General features: G+C 66.7%; 20 protein-coding genes. 18 read left to right on the top strand and 2 right to left on the bottom strand.

The window, feature by feature from the left end; all coding sequences use genetic code 11:
• Window positions 1-247 precede the first annotated feature (247 nt).
• The 18 genes from ACFX4F_RS14735 to cueR all read left to right on the top strand — a co-directional run bounded on the left by ACFX4F_RS14735 (window position 248) and on the right by cueR (window position 19,628).
• Entirely contained in the window at window positions 248-556 is a 309-nt protein-coding gene (locus ACFX4F_RS14735) for a YerC/YecD family TrpR-related protein (RefSeq protein WP_025874839.1), read from the top strand.
• A gap of 34 nt (window positions 557-590) precedes the next feature.
• Window positions 591-1,502, top strand: coding sequence for an ATP phosphoribosyltransferase (gene hisG, locus ACFX4F_RS14730; protein ID WP_099818302.1), 912 nt, complete (start codon window positions 591-593; stop codon window positions 1,500-1,502).
• Window positions 1,499-2,794 carry a histidinol dehydrogenase gene (gene hisD, locus ACFX4F_RS14725; protein ID WP_380656544.1) on the top strand — a complete coding sequence of 432 codons (1,296 nt, stop codon included), beginning with the start codon at window positions 1,499-1,501 and terminating at the stop codon, window positions 2,792-2,794. The genes hisG and hisD overlap by 4 nt, the downstream gene beginning before the upstream one ends.
• The gene (gene hisC, locus ACFX4F_RS14720) at window positions 2,791-3,885 is read left to right on the top strand and encodes a histidinol-phosphate transaminase (protein WP_380656541.1); all 1,095 of its coding nucleotides are present in this window, start codon (window positions 2,791-2,793) and stop codon (window positions 3,883-3,885) included. The genes hisD and hisC overlap by 4 nt, the downstream gene beginning before the upstream one ends.
• Window positions 3,882-4,955, top strand: coding sequence for a bifunctional histidinol-phosphatase/imidazoleglycerol-phosphate dehydratase HisB (hisB, locus tag ACFX4F_RS14715; protein ID WP_380656538.1), 1,074 nt, complete (start codon window positions 3,882-3,884; stop codon window positions 4,953-4,955). Before hisC ends, hisB begins: the two co-directional genes overlap by 4 nt.
• Window positions 4,952-5,554, top strand: a complete 603-nt coding sequence (gene hisH / locus ACFX4F_RS14710) for an imidazole glycerol phosphate synthase subunit HisH (RefSeq protein WP_312110295.1) — start codon at window positions 4,952-4,954, stop codon at window positions 5,552-5,554. The genes hisB and hisH overlap by 4 nt, the downstream gene beginning before the upstream one ends.
• The gene (gene hisA, locus ACFX4F_RS14705; protein WP_380656534.1) at window positions 5,551-6,285 is read left to right on the top strand and encodes a 1-(5-phosphoribosyl)-5-[(5-phosphoribosylamino)methylideneamino]imidazole-4-carboxamide isomerase; all 735 of its coding nucleotides are present in this window, start codon (window positions 5,551-5,553) and stop codon (window positions 6,283-6,285) included. The genes hisH and hisA overlap by 4 nt, the downstream gene beginning before the upstream one ends.
• Window positions 6,279-7,055, top strand: coding sequence for an imidazole glycerol phosphate synthase subunit HisF (hisF, locus tag ACFX4F_RS14700; RefSeq protein WP_099818308.1), 777 nt, complete (start codon window positions 6,279-6,281; stop codon window positions 7,053-7,055). The genes hisA and hisF overlap by 7 nt, the downstream gene beginning before the upstream one ends.
• The gene (hisIE, locus tag ACFX4F_RS14695) at window positions 7,045-7,665 is read left to right on the top strand and encodes a bifunctional phosphoribosyl-AMP cyclohydrolase/phosphoribosyl-ATP diphosphatase HisIE (RefSeq protein WP_380656530.1); all 621 of its coding nucleotides are present in this window, start codon (window positions 7,045-7,047) and stop codon (window positions 7,663-7,665) included. The genes hisF and hisIE overlap by 11 nt, the downstream gene beginning before the upstream one ends.
• Window positions 7,666-7,730: 65 nt before the next feature.
• Window positions 7,731-9,320, top strand: a complete 1,590-nt coding sequence (locus ACFX4F_RS14690) for a calcineurin-like phosphoesterase C-terminal domain-containing protein (RefSeq protein WP_380656527.1) — start codon at window positions 7,731-7,733, stop codon at window positions 9,318-9,320.
• Window positions 9,321-9,355: 35 nt separating this feature from the next.
• Complete coding sequence (locus ACFX4F_RS14685) at window positions 9,356-9,640, top strand: hypothetical protein (RefSeq protein ID WP_380656525.1); 285 nt, start codon at window positions 9,356-9,358, stop codon at window positions 9,638-9,640.
• A gap of 84 nt (window positions 9,641-9,724) precedes the next feature.
• Entirely contained in the window at window positions 9,725-10,747 is a 1,023-nt protein-coding gene (locus tag ACFX4F_RS14680; protein WP_380656522.1) for a glucokinase, read from the top strand.
• Window positions 10,748-10,798: 51 nt separating this feature from the next.
• The gene (locus ACFX4F_RS14675) at window positions 10,799-11,797 is read left to right on the top strand and encodes a N(4)-(beta-N-acetylglucosaminyl)-L-asparaginase (RefSeq protein ID WP_380656519.1); all 999 of its coding nucleotides are present in this window, start codon (window positions 10,799-10,801) and stop codon (window positions 11,795-11,797) included.
• The gene (locus ACFX4F_RS14670) at window positions 11,794-12,525 is read left to right on the top strand and encodes a copper homeostasis protein CutC (RefSeq protein WP_099818312.1); all 732 of its coding nucleotides are present in this window, start codon (window positions 11,794-11,796) and stop codon (window positions 12,523-12,525) included. Before ACFX4F_RS14675 ends, ACFX4F_RS14670 begins: the two co-directional genes overlap by 4 nt.
• A gap of 289 nt (window positions 12,526-12,814) precedes the next feature.
• Window positions 12,815-13,282, top strand: a complete 468-nt coding sequence (locus tag ACFX4F_RS14665; RefSeq protein ID WP_380656516.1) for a hypothetical protein — start codon at window positions 12,815-12,817, stop codon at window positions 13,280-13,282.
• A gap of 278 nt (window positions 13,283-13,560) precedes the next feature.
• Window positions 13,561-16,518, top strand: coding sequence for a TonB-dependent receptor plug domain-containing protein (locus ACFX4F_RS14660; RefSeq protein WP_380656513.1), 2,958 nt, complete (start codon window positions 13,561-13,563; stop codon window positions 16,516-16,518).
• 143 nt (window positions 16,519-16,661) lie between these two features.
• Window positions 16,662-19,163, top strand: a complete 2,502-nt coding sequence (locus ACFX4F_RS14655) for a heavy metal translocating P-type ATPase (protein WP_380656510.1) — start codon at window positions 16,662-16,664, stop codon at window positions 19,161-19,163.
• Between the two features lie 12 nt (window positions 19,164-19,175).
• Window positions 19,176-19,628, top strand: a complete 453-nt coding sequence (gene cueR, locus ACFX4F_RS14650) for a Cu(I)-responsive transcriptional regulator (RefSeq protein ID WP_099818316.1) — start codon at window positions 19,176-19,178, stop codon at window positions 19,626-19,628.
• 77 nt (window positions 19,629-19,705) lie between these two features.
• Here the strand turns inward: cueR and ACFX4F_RS14645 are convergent, their stop codons facing one another.
• Together ACFX4F_RS14645 and ACFX4F_RS14640 are read right to left on the bottom strand one after the other, a co-directional pair.
• Window positions 19,706-19,900 (bottom strand): heavy-metal-associated domain-containing protein, encoded by a 195-nt coding sequence (locus ACFX4F_RS14645; RefSeq protein ID WP_380656506.1) that lies wholly within the window; start codon window positions 19,898-19,900, stop codon window positions 19,706-19,708.
• Between the two features lie 151 nt (window positions 19,901-20,051).
• Window positions 20,052-23,126, bottom strand: a complete 3,075-nt coding sequence (locus ACFX4F_RS14640) for a TonB-dependent receptor (RefSeq protein ID WP_380656503.1) — start codon at window positions 23,124-23,126, stop codon at window positions 20,052-20,054.
• Window positions 23,127-23,628 lie beyond the last annotated feature (502 nt).

Here is a 23,628-nt window from a genome sequence, read left to right as displayed (position 1 = left end):
GTGGGTCCGGTTGAGGGGGCGTGAGCCGCATGGATGCGGCGACCGAGCTTACATGGACGTACTTGCAGCGTCCCCCTCAACCGGACCCGCCCCGCAAATCCTCAGGAAACCAGCTTTTGACGTTGCTTCGGCTTCTGCGGGTGCAGGGCGCAGCCCTGCCGTACCCCCAAAGCCCACGATTTGACGCAGCGCGCAAGAATGCGTTAATGTACTAACACGCTATTACATTGATGCAAGAGTCCTGCCCGTGAAAGCCCGCCCCGACATCGCCGCCAAAGACCCGCAAGCCGATCTGGACGCCCTGGCCCAGGCCTTTGCCGCCCTGCGCGAGCCGGAACAGGTGGTCGCCTTCCTGCGTGACCTGTGCACGCCGGCCGAGCTGGAAGCCATGGCCGACCGCTGGAAGGTGGTGCCGCTGCTGCAGCAGGGCGTGCCGTACCGCGAGATCCACGAGCGCACCGGCGTCAGCGTGACCACCACCGGACGGGTGGCACGCACGCTCGAGCATGGCCATCGAGGCTATGCCGCCGCCGTCGACCGACTTGCTTCGCGCTGATCCGCGCCCCGTTCCGAACTTCGAGACCTCCCCCATGAGTGCAACCCAGGCAGCGCCGGCGCGAGACCGGCTGCGTATCGCCATCCAGAAGAGTGGCCGGCTGGCCGAACCCGCCCGCAACCTGCTCAGCGCCTGTGGCCTGAGCTGGCGCGAGAGCCGCGACAAGCTGTTCTGCTACGGCGAGTCGCTGCCGGTGGACCTGTTGCTGGTGCGCGACGACGACATCCCCGGCCTGATTGCCGATGGCGTCTGCGACCTCGGCATCGTCGGCCGCAACGAACTGGAGGAGCAGGCCGCTGCACGTCGCCAGATCGGCCTGCCGGATAGCTACCACGCGCTGCGTGGGCTGGGTTTCGGTCAGTGCCGGTTGATGCTGGCGGTGCCGGAAGAGTGGCAATGGCAGGGGCCGGCGCAACTGGCCGGCACCCGCATCGCCACCAGCTACCCGGCCATCCTCACGCAGTGGCTGGCCGCGCAGGGCGTGGATGCGCAGGTGGTGGAGCTGTCCGGCTCGGTGGAGATCGCGCCGCGCCTGGGCACCGCCGACCTGATCTGTGACCTGGTCTCCAGCGGCGCCACCCTGCGTGCCAACCAGCTCACCCCGGTGCACAACCTGCTCGACAGCGAAGCCGTGCTGGCCGGTGCGGTGCGCGTTCCCGATGATGCCCGTGGCGCCCTGCGCAGCATGCTGCTGCGTCGCCTGGACGGGGTGGTGCAGCGGCAGGACCGCAAGCTGCTGATGTTCCGCGCCAGCGAGGACCGCGTCGACGCGCTGGCACAGCTGCTGGCCGATGCCGAACCGTTGGTGCGTTTGCCTGCCGATGGCGGTGCGTTGCGCCTGCAGACCATGTGCCCCGGCCCGTTGACCTGGCAGCGCATGGAAGAACTGGAGCGCGCCGGCGCCCAGGGCCTGATGGTACTGAGCGTGGAGCGGTCGCTGGCATGAATCGTCTTATCTGGTCGCAACTTGATGAGGCCGCGCGCAGCGCGGCGCTGACCCGCCCGGTGCAGACCGTGGCGCAGCAGACCCGTGATGCGGTGGCCGCGCTGATCGCGCAGGTACGTACACAGGGTGACGTCGCACTGCGCGCGATCACCGCGCGCTTCGATGGCGTGGACCTGCAGGATTTCGAAGTCTGCGACAGCGAGTTCGCTGCCGCCGAAGCCGCCGTGCCGGCCGCCTTGCGCCAGGCCATGGTCGAGGCGGCGGAGCGTATCACCCGCTTCCACAAGGCGGGGATGGGCCAGGGCTATGCAGTGGAAACCGCGCCGGGTGTGGTCTGCGAGCGCATGCTGCGGCCGATCGGTCGCGTTGGCCTGTACGTACCGGCCGGCAGTGCGCCGTTGCCGTCCACCGCGCTGATGCTGGGCGTGCCGGCGCAGCTGGCCGGTTGCCCGCAGGTCGTGCTGTGCACGCCGCCGCGTGCCGACGGTACGGCCGATCCTGCAGTGCTGGTGGCCGCGCGCCTGACCGGCGTGCAACGTGTGTTCAAGCTGGGCGGTGCGCAGGCAATCGCGGCGATGGCGTATGGCACCGGGAGCATCCCGGCGAGCGACAAGCTGTTCGGGCCGGGCAACAGTTTCGTCACCGAGGCCAAGCAGCAGGTGGCACAGGACGGTGCCGCCGCCATCGACATGCCAGCCGGTCCGTCGGAAGTGCTGGTGATTGCCGATGCCGGCGCCAATCCGGCGTTCGTCGCTGCCGATCTGCTGTCGCAGGCCGAGCACGGCCCGGATTCGCAGGTACTGCTGCTGACCGATGACGCGGCGATGCTGGCCGCCGTCGAGGCTGAAGTGGAACGCCAGGTGGCCTTGCTGCCGCGGCAGGACATCGCCCGCCAGGCACTGTCGGCGTCGCAGTTGATCCAGGTGGAATCGCTGGCGGATGCGTTTGCGATCAGCAACCGCTACGCCCCTGAACACCTGATCCTGGCCCTGCGTGAGCCGCGCGACTGGCTGGGCCAGGTGCAGGCGGCCGGTTCGGTGTTCCTCGGCGATTACACGCCGGAAGCCCTGGGCGACTACTGCAGCGGCACCAACCACGTGCTGCCGACTGCCGGTGCCGCGCGTGCCTACAGTGGTGTCAGCGTGGCAAGTTTCCAGAATCTCATCAGTGTGCAGAGCGCCAGCGCTGCCGGGCTGGCGGCGATCGGCGGCTGCGCGCGCATCATCGCCAGCGCCGAAGGGCTGGACGCGCACGAACGTGCGGTAGCGCTGCGCATGGAGGTGGCGGCATGAGCGCGGACATCGACGGCGTGCTGGCCCTGGTACGGCCGGACCTGCAGGCCTTCGCCGGCTACAGTTCGGCGCGCAGCAGCGCTGTGCAGGGTGAGGTGTGGTTGAACGCGAATGAATCGGCGTGGGCCAATCCGGCTGATGCCACCGGCGGCAGCCGCCGCTACCCGGAGCCGCAACCGGCTGCGCTGCGTGACGCGCTGGCGTCGCTGTACGGCGTGCAGCCGCAACAGCTGCTGGTAGGCCGTGGCAGCGACGAGGCGATCGATCTGCTGGTGCGGGCGCTGTGCGTGTCCGGCCGCGATGGCGTGCTGGTAACGCCGCCGGTATTCGGCATGTACGCGGTCTGCGCGCGGTTGCAAGGTGCGCCGTTGATTGAAGTGCCGCTGATTGATGATGGCGAGGGCCTGCGCACGGACCTGGATGCGGTGATTGCCGCGGCCAAGGGGCAGGGCGCCAAGCTCGTTTTCCTGTGCGCGCCGTCCAATCCTGCCGGCAGCGATATCCCGCTGTCGGAGATCGAGCGCGTGGCCGTTGCCCTGTGTGGGCAGGCGCTGGTGGTGGTGGATGAAGCCTATGTCGAGTACGCGCAGCGCGCCTCGGCGACCTCGCTGCTGGCCGCGCATGCCAACCTGGCGGTGCTGCGCACATTGTCGAAGGCGCACGCACTGGCTGCGGCGCGCATCGGCACCCTGATCGCCGCGCCGGAACTGATTGCCGTGCTGCGTCGCTGCCAGGCGCCATACCCGGTGCCGACGCCGTGCGCCGAGCTGGCCGTGCAGGCACTGCAGCCGGCCGCGCTGGCACGCACCGCCGAACGCGTGGCCACGGTCATTGCCGAGCGCGAGCGCCTGCGTACCGCGCTGGCAGGGTTCCCCGGCGTGCGCCGAGTGTACGCCTCGGCAGGCAACTACCTGCTGGTCCGCTTTGCCGATGCCCAGGCCGCGCTCGACACGCTGCTCGCCGCTGGCGTGGTGGTGCGCGACCAGCGCGCTGCGCCACTATTGGGCGATGCACTGCGCATCAGCATCGGCAGCCCCGAGGAGAACGACCGCGTGCTTGCGGCCCTGTCGGCACGGAGGGCCGCGGCATGACCCCCATCCTGTTCATCGACCGCGACGGCACCCTGATCGAGGAGCCGGCGGATTTCCAGATCGATGCCTACGAGAAGCTGCGTTTCGTACCGCAGGTGATCCCGGCACTGCTGAAGCTGCGCGATGCCGGCTACCAGTTCGTGATCGTCACCAATCAGGATGGTCTGGGCAGCGAAGGCTATCCGCGCGCCAGCTTCGATGGCCCGAACGACCTGATGCTGCAGATCTTCGAAAGCCAGGGCATCGTTTTCCGTGATGTGCTGGTCGACTGCAGCTGGCCGCAAGACAACGCGCCGACGCGCAAGCCGGGCATCGGCCTGATGACCGCCTACCTGCAGGATCGCAGTATCGACTGGGCGCGCTCGGGCATGGTCGGCGACCGCATCACCGACCTGCAGTTCGCCGACAACCTCAACATCCGTGGCTTCCAGCTGCGCACCGAACAGTTCGGCGGCGAGTGGGACTGGCCGGGCATTGCCCACGCACTGGCCGATGCGCCGCGTACGGCGGTGGTCCAGCGCAATACCAGGGAAACGAAGATCCGTGTCGAACTGGATCTGGATCGTGCCGGCGATGCGCACATCCACACCGGCCTGCCTTTCTTCGACCACATGCTGGAACAGATCGGCAAGCACGGTGGCTTCGCGCTGGACATCCGCGCCGAGGGCGACCTGCACATCGACGAACACCACACCATCGAAGACACCGGCCTGGCGCTGGGCCAGGCCCTGCGCGAAGCGCTGGGGGACAAGCGCGGGATCGGCCGCTACGGTTTCACCCTGCCGATGGACGAAACCCTGGCCAGTGCTGCGCTGGATTTCAGTGGCCGCCCGTATTTCGTGTTCGAAGGCGAGTTCAAGCGCGAGCGTGTGGGCGACATGCCGACCGAGCTGGTCCCGCACTTCTTCCGGTCGCTGTGCGATGCCAGCGGCCTGAATCTCAACCTGCAGGTGCGCGGCGACAACGACCACCACAAGGTTGAAGCCTGCTTCAAGGCATTGGCACGTGCGTTGCGGCCTGCGCTTGCGCGGCAGGGCACCGCGTTGCCGACCACCAAGGGGGCGCTGTGAGCGAGGTCGTGCTGATCGATGCCGGCGGCGCCAACCTGGGTTCGGTGCGCTACGCACTGGAACGGCTCGGTGCCACGGTGCGCCTGGTCCGCGACCCCGCTGGCCTGGCCGGCGCGCAACGGGTGATCCTGCCTGGCGTGGGTGCGGCGGGCCCCGGCATGCAGCGCCTGCATGCGCAGGGGCTGGTCGAGCCGCTGCGCCAGCTGCAGGTGCCGCTGATGGGTATCTGCCTGGGCATGCAGCTGTTGTTCGATCGCTCCGAAGAGGCCGGCGTGGATACGCTGGGATTGATCCCCGGGGTGGTGCGCAAGCTGGTGCCGGCCTGTGGCATCCGCGTGCCGCACATGGGCTGGAACCGGCTGCTGCCGCTGCGCCCGTCGCTGCTGCTGCAGGGGGTGCCCGAGCGCGCCAGTGCGTACTTCGTGCACAGCTACGCTGCACCGCTGAACAGCCATACCGTCGCCGCCTGCGATCACGGCGGCCTGTTCACTGCCGTGGTCGAGCAGGGCCGCTACTTCGGCGCCCAGTTCCATCCCGAGCGGTCCGGCGATACCGGTTCGCTGATGCTGCGCAATTTCCTTGAGGGCACCGCTGCATGAGTTTCATCGTCTATCCCGCGCTGGATATCCGTGATGGCCGCGTCGTGCGGCTGCGCCAGGGTGATTACGCGCAGGAAACCCACTATGGCGACGATCCGTTGCCGCGTGCGCAGGCGTTCGCCGCGCAGGGCGCACAGTGGATGCACCTGGTCGACCTGGATGCTGCACGTGCCGGTGGCTATACGCTGGCGCCGCTGTTGGGCGCGATCCGTGCGCAGACCCCGCTGCAGGTGCAGACCGGTGGCGGCGTGCGTGGCCGCGACGACGTGGCGCGCATCCTCGATGCCGGCGCCAGCCGCGTGGTGATCGGGTCATTGGCGGTGCGCGAGCCCGAACAGGTGATCGGCTGGCTGGCCGAGTTCGGCCCGGAACGGCTGACCATCGCCCTCGATGCGCGCCAGGACGGGCAGGGGCAGTGGCAGTTGCCGGTGCACGGCTGGACCGAAAACGCGGGGGTGACCCTGGATGCCCTGGCCGAACGCTACGCGCAGGCCGGCATGCGCCACCTGCTGTGCACCGACATCGCCCGCGACGGCATGCTGGCCGGCCCCAACATCAGCCTGTACCAGCACCTGGCGGCGTTGCTGCCGGGCGTGGCGGTACAGGCATCGGGCGGTATCCGCGACGTGGCCGACGTGGCGGCGGCGAAGGCCGCTGGTTGTGGCGGCGCGATCCTCGGCAAGGCGCTGCTGGAACAGCGCATGGACCTGGCGGAGGCGCTGGCATGCTGAGCCGCCGCATCATTCCCTGCCTGGACGTACGCGATGGCCGCGTGGTCAAAGGCGTGCGCTTCCGCGATCACGTCGACATGGGGGACATCGCCGAACTGGCCCAGCGCTATCGCGACCAGGGCGCCGACGAGCTGGTGTTCTATGACATCGGCGCCAGCCCGGAGGCACGCTCGGTGGACGTGGCCTGGATCGAACGCATCGCGCGCCTGATCGATATCCCGTTCTGCGTGGCCGGTGGCATCGACAGCGTGGAGACCGCGCGCCGCGTGCTGTTCGCGGGTGCGGACAAGATCTCGATCAACTCGCCCGCGCTGGGCCGCCCGGAACTGATCAGCGAACTGGCTGAGGAATTCGGTGTGCAGTGCGTGGTGGTGGGTGTCGACTCCGTGCGCGAGGCCGACGGCCAGTGGCGCGTGCGCCGTTTCAGCGGCGATCCGGACAAGACCCAGGCGGTGCCGTTGCGCACGCTGGACTGGATCGTCGAGGCGCAGCGCCGCGGTGCCGGCGAGATCGTGCTGAACTGCATGGACAGCGATGGCGTGCGCCGCGGCTATGACGTGGAGCAGCTGCGGCAGGCGCGTGCGCTGTGCCAGGTGCCACTCATCGCTTCCGGTGGCGCGGGTGCGATGGAGCACTTCGCCCAGGCCTTTGACCAGGCCGACGTTGACGGTGCGCTGGCGGCCAGTGTATTCCACAGTGGCGCCATCGCCATTGCCGACTTGAAGCGCTACCTGCGCGAGCAGCAGATCGAGGTACGAGATGTCTATTGATGTGCGGCCGTCGCCGCAGGCGCTGGAAACGCTGAACTGGGACAAGGGTGATGGGCTGTTGCCGGCCGTGGTGCAGGACGCCGACACCCTGCAGGTGCTGATGCTGGGCTACGTCAGCGCCGAGTCGCTGGCGGCGACGCTGGCGATCGGCCACATGACCTTCTTCAGCCGCAGCAAGCAGCGTCTCTGGACCAAGGGCGAGCAGTCCGGCAATGTGCTGGCGGTGCAGTCGATCAGCGTCGATTGCGATGCCGATACGCTGCTGGTGCTGGCACGCCCGGCAGGCCCCACCTGCCACACCGGGGCGGAGAGCTGTTTCGATGGTGCGCCGAAGGACTTCCTTGGCGGCCTGGACCAGTTGGTCGCGGTACGTGAGGCGCTGCGTCCTTCCGGCAGCTATACGACGTCGCTGTTCGAGGGCGGCATCCGCCGTATCGCGCAGAAGGTGGGCGAGGAAGGCGTGGAGACGGCGCTGGCCGGGGTGGCGCAGGACGATGAGGCACTGCTGGGCGAGGCCTCGGACCTGCTGTACCACCTGCTGGTGCTGCTGCGCGCGCGCGGGCTGTCGCTGGAAGATGCGCGCGACGTGCTGGAAAAGCGCCATCGTTGAACAAGGTGTGCGGACCAACGGTCCGCACCTACAATATGGCGTCTTCTTTTTCCCGGACCGCCCCCATGAAACTGCCTGCCGCCTGGCTGTGCTGCCTGTTGCTGACCTCGCCGGCCTGGGCCGCAGACACCGTGGTCAGCGGCAAGGTCTATCTGGAGCGTGACGGCAAGCCCGGCCGCGGTGCGACCGATCCGGGTCTGGCCGGGGTACAGGTCTCCAACGGCGAGACCATCGTCAAGACCGCTGCCGACGGCAGCTACAGCCTGCCGGTGCGTGACGGCCAGACGGTCTTCGTGATCAAGCCTGATGCCTATTCCTTCCCGAAGGCCGCCGACGGCCTGCCATCGTTCTGGCGGCACTACCGGCCGAACGGTTCCCCTGCGCTGAAGTACGGCGGCATTGCGGCCACCAGTGACGTCGCCCGCAACTGGGACTTCGCGCTGCAGAACGACCGGCATGACAGCCGCCGTGGCTTCCAGATGCTGGTGTTCACCGATTCGCAGACCGCCAGCCTGCAGGACATCGGCTACTACCAGCAGTCGATCGTGGCGCCGCTGGTGGGGCAGACCAAGGCCCGCTTGGGTACCACGCTCGGTGACATCGTCAACGACGACCTGACCCTGTACCCGGCGATCAACAAGGTCACCACCGAACTCGGCGTGCCGTGGTTCCACGTGCCCGGCAACCACGACCTGGATTTCGACGCGACCAATGACGCGCAATCGCTGGACAGCTGGCGCAACATCTACGGCCCCGATACCTATGCGGTGGAAGAGGGCGGTGCCAGCTTCGTGTTCCTCGACGATGTGGTGTACGACCCCACTGCCAAGCCGAAGTATGTCGGTGGCCTGCGCGAGGATCAGTTCGCCTTCCTGGCTGCGTATCTGAAGGGCCTGCACAAGGACCGCCTGCTGGTGCTGGGCATGCACATTCCGCTGTTCGATGCGGCACCGGGGCGCGAGACCTTCCGCCATGCCGACCGCCAGCGCCTGTTCGACCTGCTGAAGGACTTCCGCAACGTGCTGGTACTCAGTGGCCACAGCCACACCCAGCAGCACGTCTACCACGGCAAGGCTGACGGCTGGCAGGGTGCCAGGCCGCTGCACGAGTACAACGTCGGTGCCAACTGCGGTGCGTTCTGGTCGGGCGTTAAGAATGCCGCCGGCGTACCGGACAGCACCATGAGCGATGGCACGCCGAAGGGCTATGCGCTGCTGGACGTGGCCGGGAACGGCAGCTATCGCCTGCAGTACCGGGTAGCCGGTGTAGCCGCCAGCGAGCAGATCGGCCTGCATGCACCGAAGGTGCTGCGCAAGGGCGCGTACCCGGCGTGGGGCATCTATGCCAACGTCTACATGGGCGAGGACGCCAGCGTGGTCGAGTACCGCGTCGATGGCGGCGCCTGGCAGCCGATGAAGCAGGTCAGCCAGCCCGATCCGCGCCTGATGGTGGAGAACGTCGCCGACGATCTGGCCTCCACGCTGCGCGGCTACGATCGTTCGCCTGAAGCCACCGCTTCGCCGCACCTGTGGCGTGGTGCGTTGCCGACCGATCTGGCCGTGGGCAGCCACAAGGTCGAGGTGCGCTCGACCCAGCCGGACGGCGCGGTGTTCACCGCCACCACCAGCTACAGCCTGCAGACTGCCCAGCCCTGACACGCCGCAAGGCCTCTCCAGCGAAAGGACCCCGCATGGATATCCGCTTCATGGCCTGCACCACGCCGGTGACCCTCAGCCGCCACTGGTTCACCGGCGCGATGATGCTGCGGAGCGCCAGCGAGAAGGTCTGGGTGCAGCATCCGCTGCATCCGGGCACCCACCTCTCGTTCTCGCTGGTACAGTCGTGGCTGCGCCACATCGCTGGCCACGAAGTGCTGGTCGAACGCACCCGGCCATTGCTGTTCGCCGGCTTCCGCCCGCAGCGCCTGCGCGTGCTGGTGGATGGCGTGCAGGTGGCCGAACAGGAAGGCATGTAGGCCAACCTGAACCACCGGCGCGCTAGGCAAAGCCGCCCCGATGCCTGAGAATCGGGGCGATTCAATCGATCCAAGCAGGCCAGCGTGACCATCGCAGCAGCGTCCCCGGTTTCCTCCGACTCCGCCCGCGGCGGTCTTCCGCGCCGTCTTGTCGTTGCCGATGTCGGCGGCACCTTCGCCCGCCTCGCGCTGGCGGAAACGCAACCCGGCCAGGCACCGCTGCTTGGCGGCCATCGCACCTATGCTTGTGCCGAGCATCCCAGCCTGGCCGCGATCATTGCCGATTTCACCGCTGGCCTCGGCCAGCCGGTGCAGACCGCGGTGGTGGCCATTGCCGGCCTGCTCGATGGCGATGTGCTGATCAATTCCAACCTGCCCTGGACGGTCTCGCTGTCGGCTACCCGCGCGCAGTCCGGGCTGCACGAGTTGCAGCTGATCAATGATTTCGAGGCGGTGGCGCTGGCCATTCCCTACCTGCGGCCCGAGACCCTGGTGCCGTTGAACGGCGATGCCGATCCGGCGCAGGCGTTCCCGGCGCTGGTGCTGGGCGCCGGCACCGGCCTGGGCGCCGCGCTGCGCTTCGCCGATGGCGAGCGCCCGGTGCTGGCCAGCGAGATCGGTCACGCTGCACTCGGCGCCGGCAATGCGCTCGAGCTGCAGGTGCTGGGCAAGCTGCTGCAGCGCTGGACGCACGTCGACAACGAGCGCGTGCTGTCCGGCAGCGGCCTGATGAACCTGTACCCGTGCCTGTGCGAACTGCGCGGCGCCACTCCGGTGTGGACCAGCACCGAGGCACTGATCGGTGCTGCCCGCAACGGCGAGGATGCGCTGGCGGTGGAGACGCTGCAGGTGTTCTGTGCCTGGTTGGGCAGCCTGGCCGGCGACGCGGCGATCGCCGTCGGCGCGCGCTCGGTGTACCTGGCCGGCGGCATTTCCGCGCATGTGCAGGATTTCCTGGCCGATGGCCGCTTCCGTGAGCGCTTCCTCAACAAGGGTGTGCTGACCGAGGTGCTGCGCCAGGTGCCGGTGTGGCGGGTGGAGCATGGCCAGTTGGGTGTGCTGGGCGCGGCGGTCTGGCACGCCGCACGGCAACCCACGCACGACTGATCGCTGCGACCGGCATCGGGCCGGCCGCGCATTGCAGACTGGGAGGGGACGATGGTGGATCGCAGGCAGTTCCTGCAGGCCGGTGCACTGGCCGCAGGCATGGCGGCATTGCCGGGCGTGCAGGCGCGCACGCAGGGCGGCGCCAGGGTAGTTTCGACCTGGGACTTCGGCGTGCCGGCCAACCAGGCCGCATGGAAGGTGCTGGCGCAGGGCGGCAGCGCGCTGGATGCGGTGGAAGCGGGCGCGCGCTGGGCCGAGAGTGAGCTGTGCAACCCCACCGTCGGCCATTGCGGCAACCCGGATCGCGACGGCGTGCTGAGCCTGGACGCCAGCATCATGGATGGTGACGGCCGCTGTGGCGCGGTCGCTGCGCTGGTCGACATCCTGCATCCGGTGTCGGTGGCCCGCAAAGTGATGGAGAAAAGCCCGCACGTGCTGCTGGTGGGCGAGGGCGCCCAGCAGTTCGCCGTGCAGCAGGGCTTCGAGCGCCAGCACCTGCTGACCCCGAAGGCCGAAGCGGCGTGGCGCGAATGGCTGAAGACCGAGAAGTACGCGCCGCAGATCAATGCCGAGCGCCGCGGTCTACCCGGCAACAGCGACAACCACGACACCATCGGCATGCTGGCACTGGACGCCAAGGGCAATCTGGCCGGTGCCTGCACCACCAGCGGCATGGCCTGGAAACTGCACGGCCGGGTGGGCGACAGCCCGATCATCGGCGCCGGCCTGTACGTGGACAACGAAGTGGGCGCCGCCACCGCCTCGGGTGTGGGCGAAGAGATGATCCGCAACGCGGCCTCGTTCCTGGTGGTCGAGCTGATGCGCCAGGGGCGCTCGCCGGCACAGGCCTGCCGCGAGGCGATCGACCGCGTGGTGCGCAAGCGCCCCGAAGCCAGCCGCACGCTGCAGGTCTGTTTCCTGGCAATGAACAAGCAGGGCGAGGTGGGTGCGTATGCGCTGCATCGCGGCTTCGTCTACGCAGTGTGCGACGCGCAGCGCCAGGATGACCTGCGCGACTCGCCGTCGATCTATGCGAGCACGCAGGCGTGAACGTGCGCCGCACGCTGGAGGTCGCCAGCAATTCGGTGGCTTCGGCGTTGGCCGCGCAGGCCGGTGGCGCAGACCGCATCGAACTGTTCGACAATCTCGCTGAGGGCGGCACTACGCCGTCGTTTGCCAGCATCGCCATAGCCCGCGAGCGGCTGCAGATTCCGTTGTTCGTGCTGGTGCGACCACGCCCGGGTGATTTCCACTACGACGCGCTGGAAACCGAGCTGATGCTGCGTGATATCGCGCAGTGCCGCGCGCTGGGCTGCGACGGCGTGGTGATCGGTGCGCTGGATGAACAGGGCGACATCGATTGGCCGCTGTGCCTGGAACTGGTGCGGGCGGCCGGCCCGCTGCAGGTGACCTTCCACCGTGCGTTCGATGCCGCCCGTGACCTGCCCTCCGCGCTGGAGCAGGTGATCGGGCTGGGCTGCCAGCGCGTGCTGACCTCGGGCGGCCAGGTCAGCGCCGAGGCCGGCGCGGATGTGCTGGCAGGTCTGGTCACGCAGGCGGCGGGGCGCATCAGTGTGATGGCCGGCGCGGGGCTGGGCCCGGCCAATATCGCCGCCGTCGCACGACGGAGCGGCTGTACCGAACTTCACGCCTCGGCCAAGGGCCTGCGGCGCTCCGCCATGCAGTTCCAGAACCCGGCATTGCGCGGTTTGGATCCGGACTGGAGCCAGACCGCCACCACGACCGTGGCCGCACTGCGGCAGGCGTTGGACGGCTGACCGTCGCCCGGGGTCGGATCCCTTCGCAGAAGGGCTCCGACCCCATTGCCGAACGCGCACCCGTTGCCGAAAAGTGACGCTTCTGACATGCGCGGATGGACAGTCCGTCCGCCAAACTGCGGAATGCAGGGGCATCCGTGTTTCCGAATGGACGATCAAGTAAGGATTGTCGACAGTGGGGTCCAACTCCCTGTGGCAACGATCCTCCTTCCGCATGCCTCGACTGCTCTTGCTACTTCTCTGTCTGCTGCCAATCGCCGCAATAGCTGCAGATGAAGGACAGCCACCAGTGTTGATCTGGAAGGCGGCCGGTCCGGAGGGAAGCAGCACCGGCGCTGTGCTGAGCGGGGTGACGCTGGCACCCTCTGCTACAGGGGCGTTCGTCGACACTCGCGTACATATGCTTGGAAACAAACGCTTTCGGGCGCTGTATCAGGTGTTCGATTCAAACCCCTCCAATCCGACGGGCCGCTGTGGCGCGGGGCGCGAGATCCATTTGTTCGTTTACGAATTGACCCGGCCGAAGCCCATCGAACGCGGCAGTGTAGTGATCAGCAGCTGCCTGGAGACCGTGTCCCTCGCCAGTCTGAACTCGGGAAGCCCCGGCAGTGAATCCGACTTTTCTTCCGTGACCTGGCAGGACGACGGGTTCACCATCGAGTGGTGGGGTATCGGACCCGGAGGCAACGCATCGAGCCACTACGCGCTCCGCGATGGGTGGTTTGTTCTAGACCCACCGGACCTTGGAAGTCGTTGAAGACGGACAAAACCGTTCCGCGCGCGTTTGTCGCAATCTTGTCATCGCTTCGTGCGCCGTTCTCTCAGCGATGTTTCTCAACCCGTTGAATTCTCTCGACACCAGGAGCCGATAGCGACATGTTGCAGCGCGTTGCTGCGTCGCCGCATGCCGGGCGTGGTTCAGCTGTGCTTTAGTTTGGATCGATCCACAGGGGAGGGTGATCGAATCGAGATGGATCGATTCAACGCCCGGGATCGCCATCCGACCGCGCGCCCACCATCCAAGAGCAACCACCCATGGCTCAGTCCGTCCGCAACCGTCGTCATCTGCTGTCCCAGGCCCTCGTGCTTGCCTTGCTGCCCTTCGCAGCGGGCGCACAGGAAGCGACCACGTCCTCTACCAAGGACCTCGATGCCGTCACCGTTACCGGTTCGCGCATCAAGCGCGCCGGCGTCGAAGGTCCGGCCCCGGTCAACGTGATCACCGCCGCACAGATCCAGAAGGAAGGCTTCGTCACCGTCTACGACGCGCTGAAGACGCTCACCGAAGCGACCGGCACCGTTGAAGCGGCATCGCAGTGGGGCTCGCACACGCCCAACGCGAGCGGCCTGAACCTGCGCGGCATGGGGCCCAACCGCAGCCTGCTGCTGGTCAACGGCCGCCGCGTGGCCGACTACCCGCTGCCCTATGGTGGCGAGACCAATTTCTCCAACTACAGCAACATTCCTGCCGCTGCCGTAGAGCGCATCGAAGTGCTGACCGGCGGCGCGTCGGCGATCTATGGTTCGGACGCCATCGCCGGCGTGGTCAACGTCATCCTGAAGACCAACTACGACGGCGACGAAGTGCGCGTGCGCGGTGGTACCTCCACCGAAGGCGGCCGCGATACCTGGGATCTTTCGTGGGCGGGCGGCAAGACCGGCGACAACTGGAGCGTGACCTACGCACTGCAGTACACCAAGCGCGATCCGCTGTTCGGCCGCGACCGACCGCAGATGGACGACGCTGACGATGCGCTGTACCCGTCCTGGAACATGGAACAGCGCAAGGTCGGTTTCCGTCCCACCGCGGGCCTGGCGCTGATCGACCCGAGCACAGGCCAGCGCCTGGCACCGCCGGACGGCACCTGCGAGAAATTCGCTGGCGAGTACTACACCGCCGATCGGCTGGTCTACAACTACAACGCCAATACAGTGAGCAACACCGGCCGCCTGTGCGGCATGAGCGCCGACTACGCCAACTGGCTGCTGACCGGTGGCTCGGAGAACGTGTCGGGCAATCTCTATGGCACCTTCGATTTCGGTGATGGCCTGCAGGCCTGGAGCAACCTGGCGGTGTACCGGTCCGAGGCGATCTGGGGCACCAACCCACCCAGTGTTTCGTTGATCGACGATGCCAACGGTTATTACTGGGACGCCAACCGCAATCGCCCGGTGCTCGGCGTGCGCCAGTTCACCCCGGACGAAGTCGGTGGCCTGGACACGCTGCGCAATACCAACCGCGAGTTGTCGTGGGATATCAGCGCAGGCCTGCGTGGTCGCCTGGCCGATCGCTTCGACTGGAGCGCCACGGTCGGACGTTCCTACTACCGCGTCGAGGAGCGGCAGAACGTGGTCGACGAACAGAAGTCGTACGACTTCTTCCTCGGCCCGCGGCTGGGCACCACCGGCGACGGTGAGGCCATCTACGCATTGAACGAGTCGCGCTGGTGGAACCCGATCACCCCGGACCAGTACTGGCAGATGGGCACCGTCGCGAAGAATCGCGCGTCCTCCTACGTCAACCAGGCCTCGGCCGACATCACCGGTGAACTGTTGCAGGGCTGGGCCGGGCCGATCTCGTTCGCGGCGGTGGCCGAAGTAGCGAAGCAGGGCTATCACCTCAGCCCGGATCCGCGCGCTGGCATCGATTTCGACCTGCAGAACGTGGATCGTGGTGGTGGTGAGCGCACCCGCTATTCGGCCGGTGTCGAGTTCAAGATCCCCTTGGCCGACAGCCTGATCGCCACCGCTGCGGCACGCTACGACCGTTATGGCAGCTACAAGGCCGACGGCGGCGGCGAGGCGCTGGATGTCGGCAGCCAGAAGGAAACCACCTGGAACGCTGGCCTGGAATGGCGTCCGTTCGAGTCGCTGCTGGTGCGCGGCTCCTACGCGACCAGCTTCCACGCGCCGGACATGCACTACCTGCTGGGCCAGGCCAGCAGCTCCGAAGTGCTGACCTACGACCGCCTGCGCTGCATCGAGAGCGGCGCGTATCTGGTCAACAACTGCGGCGTGGGCAATACCGATGTCTGGTACGCGTTCGACGTGAACCGTCGGGGTACGCCGCTGCTGCGATCGGAGACCGGCAATTCGTGGACGGTCGGCTTCGTCTGGGACGTACTGCCGAACCTGTCGATGAGCGCGGATTACTGGGCGATCAAGCTGGAAGACATGATCGTCGACGTCGGTGCGGACGAAGTGCTGGCCAGCGAGGCCGGCTGCCTGACCGGCAAGAACATGGACGGTACGCCGTGGGCGAATCCGGCGGGTGAGGCTTACTGCGCCGGCATCCTGGCCCGGGTGAATCGTGACAGCAGCGGACGGTTGGTGTCGATCGAGCGCGGGCCGTTCAACCTGGCCAGCCGCGAAGTGCGTGGTATCGATCTGAGCGCGCGCTATCGGCTGGAGACGGCCGCATGGGGCAGCTTCCAGCTGGGGGTGAACTACACCAACCAGATCTCCACGAAGGAGCAGCGCTACGCCAACGACCCGAACCCCGAGCGCCGCGACCGTGACCTGCGCAGCAAGCTGCGCGCGAGCCTGGCCTGGCAGGGAGGAAACTGGAACGCGAACGTGTATGCCGACCGCATCGGCTCGGTGCCGGGTGTGCGCTACCACTGGGGCACCGACCGCCTGGACAACCCTGGCGGCTGCCTGCCGTTCGCCGATGGCTACGTACCCAGCGACAGCCCGTCGCTGAACTGCCTGGAGCCAGCCACGCGTCCGGATGGATCGGCCAATACGAACCCGAACGCCGGGCAGCAGACGGCGCGCTATTACGGCCGGGTCGGGCCGTTCATTACCTGGAACTTCAACGTCGGCTACCAGGTGACCGAGTTCATGAAGGTCAATCTGTACGTGAACAACGCGTTCAACGCCACCAGCTGGAACCACAAGGACCCGTACAAGGTCGACTACGATTTCGCCCCGACGCGTCTGCTCGGTGCGGTGGGGCGTGAGTTCGCGCTGGAGTATGTGTTCACGTTCTGAGGGATGGCGGCGCCGGCGTGGCTCTACTGTAGATCCACGCCATGCGTGGATGGGCCGTTGGCCGGGCGGGGTGGATTTGACCTTCCCACGATGGCAAGGTCTAGGCTGGTCATCTCTCCAGATGGAACCAGGGAAACCAGGCCATGAGCACCTCCAGCATTACCGCCGTCCCCGGGACGGCTTCCACCCTCAGCCTGCCGATCGAAGGCATGACCTGCGCCAGCTGTGTCGGCCGGGTCGAAGCGGCCCTGGCCAAGGTCGAGGGGGTCGCCAGCGTGTCGGTCAACCTGGCCACCGAGCGTGCGGACATCCGCTCTTCTGGCCCGGTCGACCGCGACGCCCTGATCCAGGCGGTGGAAAGCGTGGGCTATGAGGTGCCGGCTGCGACCACCGAACTGGCCGTGGAAGGCATGACCTGCGCGTCCTGCGTCGGCCGCGTGGAGCGTGCGCTGTTGGCGGTGCCGGGCGTCAGCCAGGCCAGCGTCAACCTGGCCACCGAACGTGCGACCGTGCGCGGCGTCGCCGGCATCGACGCACTGGTGGCGGCGATCGACAAGGTCGGCTACGCGGCGCACGCACTCGATGGCGGCACCCAGGTCGACGAGGAAGCGGCGGAAAAGAAGGATGCCGAGCGGGTGGCGTTGAAACGTGACTTGATCCTGGCCAGCGTGCTGGCAGCACCGGTGTTCGTGCTGGAAATGGGCTCGCACCTGGTCCCCAGCATGCATCACTGGGTGATGTCCACGATCGGCATCCAGGCCAGCTGGTACCTGCAGTTCGTGCTGACCACGCTGGTCCTGGCCATTCCCGGCCGGCGCTTCTACCAGAAGGGCTTCCCGGCGCTGCTGCGCCTGGCGCCGGACATGAACTCGCTGGTGGCGGTGGGCACCGCTGCGGCGTTCGGCTATTCGGTCGTGGCCACCTTCATGCCGCGCCTGCTGCCGGCGGGCACGGTGAATGTCTACTACGAAGCGGCGGCGGTGATCGTCGCGCTGATCCTGCTCGGCCGCTTCCTGGAAGTGCGCGCGAAAGGCCGCACGTCAGAGGCGATCAAGCGCCTGGTCAACCTGCAGGCCAAGGTGGCGCACGTCAGCCGTGAGGGTCGCATTGTCGACATCCCGATCAACGAGGTACTGCTGGGCGATCTGCTGGAGGTGCGTCCGGGCGAGCGCGTGCCGGTGGATGGTGAGGTGACTGAAGGTCGCAGTTTCGTCGACGAGTCGATGATCACCGGCGAGCCGATCCCGGTGGAAAAGTCGGCCGGCAGCAACGTGGTCGGCGGCACCGTCAACCAGAAGGGCGCACTGACCCTGCGTGCCACGGCGGTGGGTGGGCAGACCATGCTGGCGCAGATCATCCGTCTGGTTGAACAGGCGCAGGGCTCCAAGTTGCCAATCCAGGCCGTGGTCGACAAGGTGACGCTGTGGTTCGTGCCGGCGGTGATGCTGGCGGCCCTCGTTACGTTCCTGGTGTGGCTGATCTTCGGGCCGTCGCCGGCGCTGACCTTCGCGCTGGTCAATGCAGTTGCCGTACTGATCATTGCCTGTCCGTGTGCGATGGGGCTGGCGACGCCGACCTCGATCATGGTCGGCACCGGCCGCGGTGCCGAGATGGGCGTGCTGTTCCGCAAGGGCGAGGCGCTGCAGTTGTTGAAGGACGCCAAGGTGGTGGCGGTGGACAAGACCGGCACGCTGACCGAAGGCCGCCCGCTGCTGACCGACCTGGAGATCGCCGACGGCTTCGATCGCGCGCAGGTACTGGCACGGGTGGCAGCGGTGGAATCGCGCTCGGAGCACCCGATCGCCCGCGCCATCGTCGAGGCGGCGACGGAGCAGGGCATCGCGCTGCCGGCGATGGTTGATTTCGAGTCGGTGACCGGCATGGGCGTGCGTGCCACCGTCGATGGCGCACGCGTGGAAGTGGGCGCCGATCGTTTCATGCGTTCGCTGGGCGTGGATATCGGTGCGTTCGCTGCATTGTCCGAGCGCCTGGGCAACGAGGGAAAGTCGCCGCTGTATGCCGCCCTTGATGGCCGCCTGGCGGCGATCATCGCAGTCTCCGATCCGATCAAGCCGAGTACGCCGGCCGCCATTGCCGCCCTGCACCAGCTTGGCCTGAAGGTGGCCATGATCACCGGTGACAACGCTGCTACCGCGCAGGCCATCGCCCGTCAGCTCGGCATCGATGAAGTGGTGGCCGAAGTGCTGCCGGAAGGCAAGGTGGAGGCGGTACGCCGGCTGAAGGCGGCTTACGGTCAGATCGCGTTCGTCGGTGATGGCATCAACGATGCGCCGGCGCTGGCCGAGGCCGATGTCGGGCTGGCGATCGGCACCGGCACCGACGTTGCGGTGGAATCGGCTGACGTGGTGCTGATGTCCGGCAACCTGCAGGGCGTGCCCAATGCCATCGCGCTGTCGAAGGCGACCATCGGCAACATCCGCCAGAACCTGTTCTGGGCCTTCGCTTACAACACCGCATTGATCCCGGTCGCGGCCGGTGCGCTGTATCCGGTATGGGGCGTGTTGTTGTCGCCGGTGTTCGCCGCCGGTGCCATGGCCCTGTCCAGTGTGTTCGTACTCGGCAATGCGCTGCGCCTGCGGCGCTTCCAGGCGCCGATGGCGGACGCCTCCCATGCGGCCCAGTGAAGGAGCGATTGCATGAACATCGGTGAAGCATCGAAGGCCTCCAGCGTGTCGGCCAAGATGATCCGCTATTACGAACAGATCGGCCTGATTCCGCAGGCTGACCGCACCGGTGCGGGCTATCGTGCCTATTCGCAGGCCGATGTGCATCGGCTGCGTTTCATCCGCCGCGCGCGTGATCTCGGCTTTTCGGTAGCCGAGATCACCGACCTGCTGGGCCTGTGGAACGACACGTCGCGGCATAGCGCGGATGTGAAGCGCCTGGCCGAGCAGCACATCGATGACCTGGAACAGCGCATCGAGAACATGCGGCAGATGGCCGATACATTGAAATCGCTGATCAGCTGCTGCGCTGGTGATGATCGCCCCGAGTGCCCGATCCTGCAGCGGTTGGGTGAAGGCGAAGAGGGCGCTGCGCCGGTTGCAGCACCCGCAGGGGCAGTACGCAGGCGCGCGCGCAGGACCTGACCAAGACAGATGGAAAAGAAAATGCCCGCCCTGGCAGCTGCACAGGGCGGGCATCGTTCATGCAATCGGCAGCGTGATCAGGCCGTACGCGGCGGGAAACCCGCTTCGATCAGCGCCGCGACGATCTGCGCTTCGCTGGCCGAGGTCTGCACCTGCACGCGACGGCTGGCCGGGTCGGCCGACACGGTCGCTGCCGGGTCGACCAGCTCGATCGCCTTGGTCACGCTGCGTGCGCAGCCACCGCAGGTCATGCCTTCCACATGGAATTCCATCTGTAGCTCCTTTGATGCTCTGGGGGTGGAGCCAGTGTGCACGTTCCAACGATGGCAGGGTCAAGCGATACGCTGAACAAAAAACGGCAGCCACCTGTACCAGCGCGGCTGCCGTGGAGGATCGTCCCCGCGCGCAGGCGGGGTTATTGCGTTAGAACTTCCAGTTCACGCCGAAGTACAGCTGGCGGCCGGCGTAGATGTTGGACAGCAGGCGGGCCTGGCTGTCGTTGCCCAGATAGCTGCGCAGCTCGGACTTGGTGGCGTTGAGCACCGAGGCGGTAACGGTCCAGTCCGGGGTCAGGTTGTAGGCCACGTTCAGATCGAGCTGGTCGTAGGGCTTGGTGTAGGTGGTGAGGCCGTTGTTGAGGCCGCCGACCACTTCACCGCGACGGTTGTACGAGGCGCGTGCGAGGAACTTCTCGTTCTCGTAGAACACGGTCACGTTGGCCTGGTTCTTGGCGCTGCCCACCAGCGGCGAGGAACCGATCTCTTCGCCATCCAGCACGATCGAAGCCAGGTTGGTGTCGTTGTAGGTGTAGTTGGCCTGCACGCCCAGACCGAAGTCGAAGGTGTACTGACCGTACAGTTCCACGCCCTGCGACACACCGTCACGGCCGTTGGCCTGGGTTTCATACTTCTGCACCGTCACCGATTGCCCGCCAACGGTCATCTGCTGGTCGCGCACCACCGGCACGGTGAAGTTGTCCACGTTCTTGCGGAACAGTGCCACGCCAGCCACCGAACCCGGCTTGAAGTACCACTCCAGGCCCAGGTCGAACTGCACGGCCTCGAACGGCTCCAGCGCCTTGTTGCTGCCCGAGCCGTACCAGCCGGGGGTGTCGGTGCCGCCGGCGACGCGGCGGTCGTTGCTGTATTCCTCGCTGACGTAGCGCAGGCCGCCCGGGTAGGCGATGGAGGTGTAGCTCGGGCGGGCGATCACCTTCGATGCGGCACCACGCAGCACCAGGTTGTCGGTGATGTCCCAGGCGATGTTGAAGCTGGGCAGGAAGTCGGTGTAGGTCTTGTCCAGCGAGCTGAGCGTGTAGACCTTGTCACGGACCTGGTTGTCCGGCAGGCGCACGAAGCCGCCCTGGCAGCGCAGGTTCGGATCGGCGGCCGGATCATCGCAGCTCATCGGTGCGCCGCTGGCGTTGTCCACGAAGTAGTCGTTGAAGCGCTCGACCGAATCGCTGGACTGGGCGAACTGCTTGGTGCGCACCACGCGCACGCCGACGTTGCCGCGCACGCGGTCGGTACGGAAGTTGGCCTGGAAGTAGCCCGAGTAGATCTTCTCGTTGACGTCGTAGACGAAGTCTTCCTCGGTGCGGTTGTGGGAACCGCCGTAGGTCTTGTTGAGGTAATCGATGTAGGCCGGGTAGTTGATGCCCGGGAACACGTTGGCGTTGAAGCCACCGGTGATGTTGCTAATCGGATTGGACAGGAAGAAACCCGGCTGGGCATTGCCGGCGGTCGGATCGCAACCGGCCTGGTAGCGGTTGTTGTCATAGTCGGCCGGATCCAGGCCCGGGCACACCCAGTAGGTGTTGCCGGTGTTGCGGTGGACCTGGCCGTCACGGTACTTGGCGCCGAACTGGATCGAGTCCAGCCAGCCGGCTTCAAACAGCTTGGTGACGTCGGCCTGGAAGTAGTTCTGCTTGACCTCGGTCTGCATCCACGACGAATCGGTCGAGCCGGTGTCCACTTCGGCGATGCCGGCCATCAACTGCTGCTGCAGGTCCGGCGAGAACTGCACCGACGGCGTGCCGGTCAGGTCCCACGCGGTGTACTGGTTGCCCGACTGCCATTGGTTGCCGACCTTGCGGCGCGGCTTGGCCGACATCCGGAAGTTCATCGACGGGCCACCTTCGGACCACGTGCGGCCACCGGTGAACGACGCCTTCCACAGCGGGCTGATGTCCCAGTCGATGGTCAGGTCGGCGGTCTGCGAGAGCGCCTTTTCCTTGCTGTAGCCACCGGTCAGCTGCGGGGTGGGGATGGTGCAGTCGTCCGGGCCCCAGCCACCGGGCTTCATGCCGGCCGCTGCGGCTTCGTCTTCACTGCAGTAGTAGGTCTTGCCGGCCAGCTTTTCGTACTGTGCACCGGTGACGATGCTGCCGCTGGGGTCGAAGCTGAGCCCGTTGAGCAGGCGGCCGCCATCCCAGTTGCCGTCCTGGTTGTAACGGGCCAGGTTCCACTCCGGCACCTTCAGCATGTTCTGGGTGTAATCACCCTGCAGTTCGAAGCGGAAGTAGTTGGCGGTCAGGGTGAGGTTGTCGATCGGCTTGAACTGGAAGGTCAGCTGGCCGCCCTTGCGCTCGCGCTTCTCTTCCTTCACCGCGAAGTTCACCGAGGTCGGCATGAAGAACTCGCTGTAGTTCTTGCCGGTCTGGTTGTTGAAGCCGGACTGGCCCCACCAGTAGTGGATGCCGTCCTGTTCCAGCAGGTTGCCGTTGGCATCGCGTGCGGTGGTGTTGTTGCCGTACCACTGGTAGTCCTCGGTGCTGGCTTCCATGGTGCGGCTGGTGCGCTTCTGCTGGGTCACGCCGACCAGCACGCCGAAGCGCTCGTCCTTGCTGTGCCAGGAGTACAGCGCCGACACCTGCGGGTCGACGTCGTGGCTGGTATCGGACGAGGTGCCTTCCAGGTTGACGTAGCCGGAATTGGTTTCCATATCCAGCGGGCGGCGGGTGTGCAGGATCACCGTGCCGCCGATGCCGCCTTCGTCGATGCGCGCTTCCGGCGACTTGAACAGCTCGGCGCTGGACAGCATGTTCGACGGCAGCAGGGTGTAGTTGAACGAGCGGGTGGCTTCGTTGTTGGTTTCCGACGAGGCGACGAAGTTGCCGTTCAACTGGGTCAGGGTCAGGTCGGGCGCGAGGCCGCGCACGCTGACCGACTTGCCTTCGCCACCGCTGCGGGTGATGACCACGCCGGGCACGCGCTGCAGCGCGTCGGCCACGTTCTTGTCGGGGAACTTGCCGACGTCCTCGGCGGTGATCACTTCGACCACGGCGTTGGCGTCGCGCTTCTGCTGCAGGCTCTTTTCGATCGCGTAGCGGTAGCCGGTGACCTGGACGCTGTCCAGGGTGGTGGCGTCCTGCGCGCCGGTCGTTGCCGCCTGCTGCGCGGAAGCGCCAAGCGGAGCGACGGCGGCGGCCAGCGCCAGCGCGATGGCCAGCGACAACGCGTCGTGGCCCTGCGTACGTGTTGATTGCTTCATTGCCATCTCTCCCTCTCTCCTGGATTGATCCGGTGACTGACTGACGCGGAAACTTGAATCGATCTAATTCGTGATGCCGATCTTGCCTTCGCCGTGCAGATGCAACGAGCGCTTGGCGGATGACGCGGCACGTCCTGTCTTGCTCCCCAACTCCGGGCCATCGCGCTGTCGTCTTGGATCGATCTAAGCGATGGGCGGGGCGATTTTTAGCACGGCCGACGTGTCGACGCATGTTGCTGCGCAATATGGCAGCGACGTGTCTTACAAATGACCCTTTGTGGAAAATTGCTGTAAGCGGTTACATGCGCAAACGGAGTGGGTCGGCCGGGCTGCGCCCGGCACCCGCAGAGGCCGAAGCCAAGGCAGCAGCAACAGCAAGGGCAACAGCCGGCTCTGGGTTGTCTGTTGGTTGGGCGGGTCGGTGTGGGTTGGCAGGACACGCCGTAAACCCATCCTTGGGGGCTCGATGGCGCCATCCATGGCGCCAACGGTCCTGCCAACCCACACC

The organism is Stenotrophomonas sp. YIM B13575 (genome assembly GCF_042787595.1).
In the GTDB taxonomy this organism is placed as follows: Bacteria; Pseudomonadota; Gammaproteobacteria; order Xanthomonadales; family Xanthomonadaceae; genus Stenotrophomonas; species Stenotrophomonas lactitubi_B.
Note: the sequence above shows the minus strand (reverse complement) of the source record. Positions and strands in the feature narration are given on the sequence as shown.

Bases quoted from the DNA above. Each gene is read 5' to 3' on its own strand.
- ACFX4F_RS14640 (WP_380656503.1), bottom strand. From the start codon at position 23,126: ATGGCAATGAAGCAATCAACACGTACGCAGGGCCACGACGCGTTGTCG.
- hisG (WP_099818302.1), top strand. From the start codon at position 591: ATGAGTGCAACCCAGGCAGCGCCGGCGCGAGACCGGCTGCGTATCGCC.
- cueR (WP_099818316.1), top strand. From the start codon at position 19,176: ATGAACATCGGTGAAGCATCGAAGGCCTCCAGCGTGTCGGCCAAGATG.
- hisA (WP_380656534.1), top strand. From the start codon at position 5,551: ATGAGTTTCATCGTCTATCCCGCGCTGGATATCCGTGATGGCCGCGTC.
- ACFX4F_RS14675 (WP_380656519.1), top strand. From the start codon at position 10,799: ATGGTGGATCGCAGGCAGTTCCTGCAGGCCGGTGCACTGGCCGCAGGC.
- hisIE (WP_380656530.1), top strand. From the start codon at position 7,045: ATGTCTATTGATGTGCGGCCGTCGCCGCAGGCGCTGGAAACGCTGAAC.
- hisD (WP_380656544.1), top strand. From the start codon at position 1,499: ATGAATCGTCTTATCTGGTCGCAACTTGATGAGGCCGCGCGCAGCGCG.
- ACFX4F_RS14655 (WP_380656510.1), top strand. From the start codon at position 16,662: ATGAGCACCTCCAGCATTACCGCCGTCCCCGGGACGGCTTCCACCCTC.
- ACFX4F_RS14685 (WP_380656525.1), top strand. From the start codon at position 9,356: ATGGATATCCGCTTCATGGCCTGCACCACGCCGGTGACCCTCAGCCGC.
- ACFX4F_RS14660 (WP_380656513.1), top strand. From the start codon at position 13,561: ATGGCTCAGTCCGTCCGCAACCGTCGTCATCTGCTGTCCCAGGCCCTC.
- hisF (WP_099818308.1), top strand. From the start codon at position 6,279: ATGCTGAGCCGCCGCATCATTCCCTGCCTGGACGTACGCGATGGCCGC.
- ACFX4F_RS14645 (WP_380656506.1), bottom strand. From the start codon at position 19,900: ATGGAATTCCATGTGGAAGGCATGACCTGCGGTGGCTGCGCACGCAGC.
- hisC (WP_380656541.1), top strand. From the start codon at position 2,791: ATGAGCGCGGACATCGACGGCGTGCTGGCCCTGGTACGGCCGGACCTG.
- ACFX4F_RS14690 (WP_380656527.1), top strand. From the start codon at position 7,731: ATGAAACTGCCTGCCGCCTGGCTGTGCTGCCTGTTGCTGACCTCGCCG.
- hisB (WP_380656538.1), top strand. From the start codon at position 3,882: ATGACCCCCATCCTGTTCATCGACCGCGACGGCACCCTGATCGAGGAG.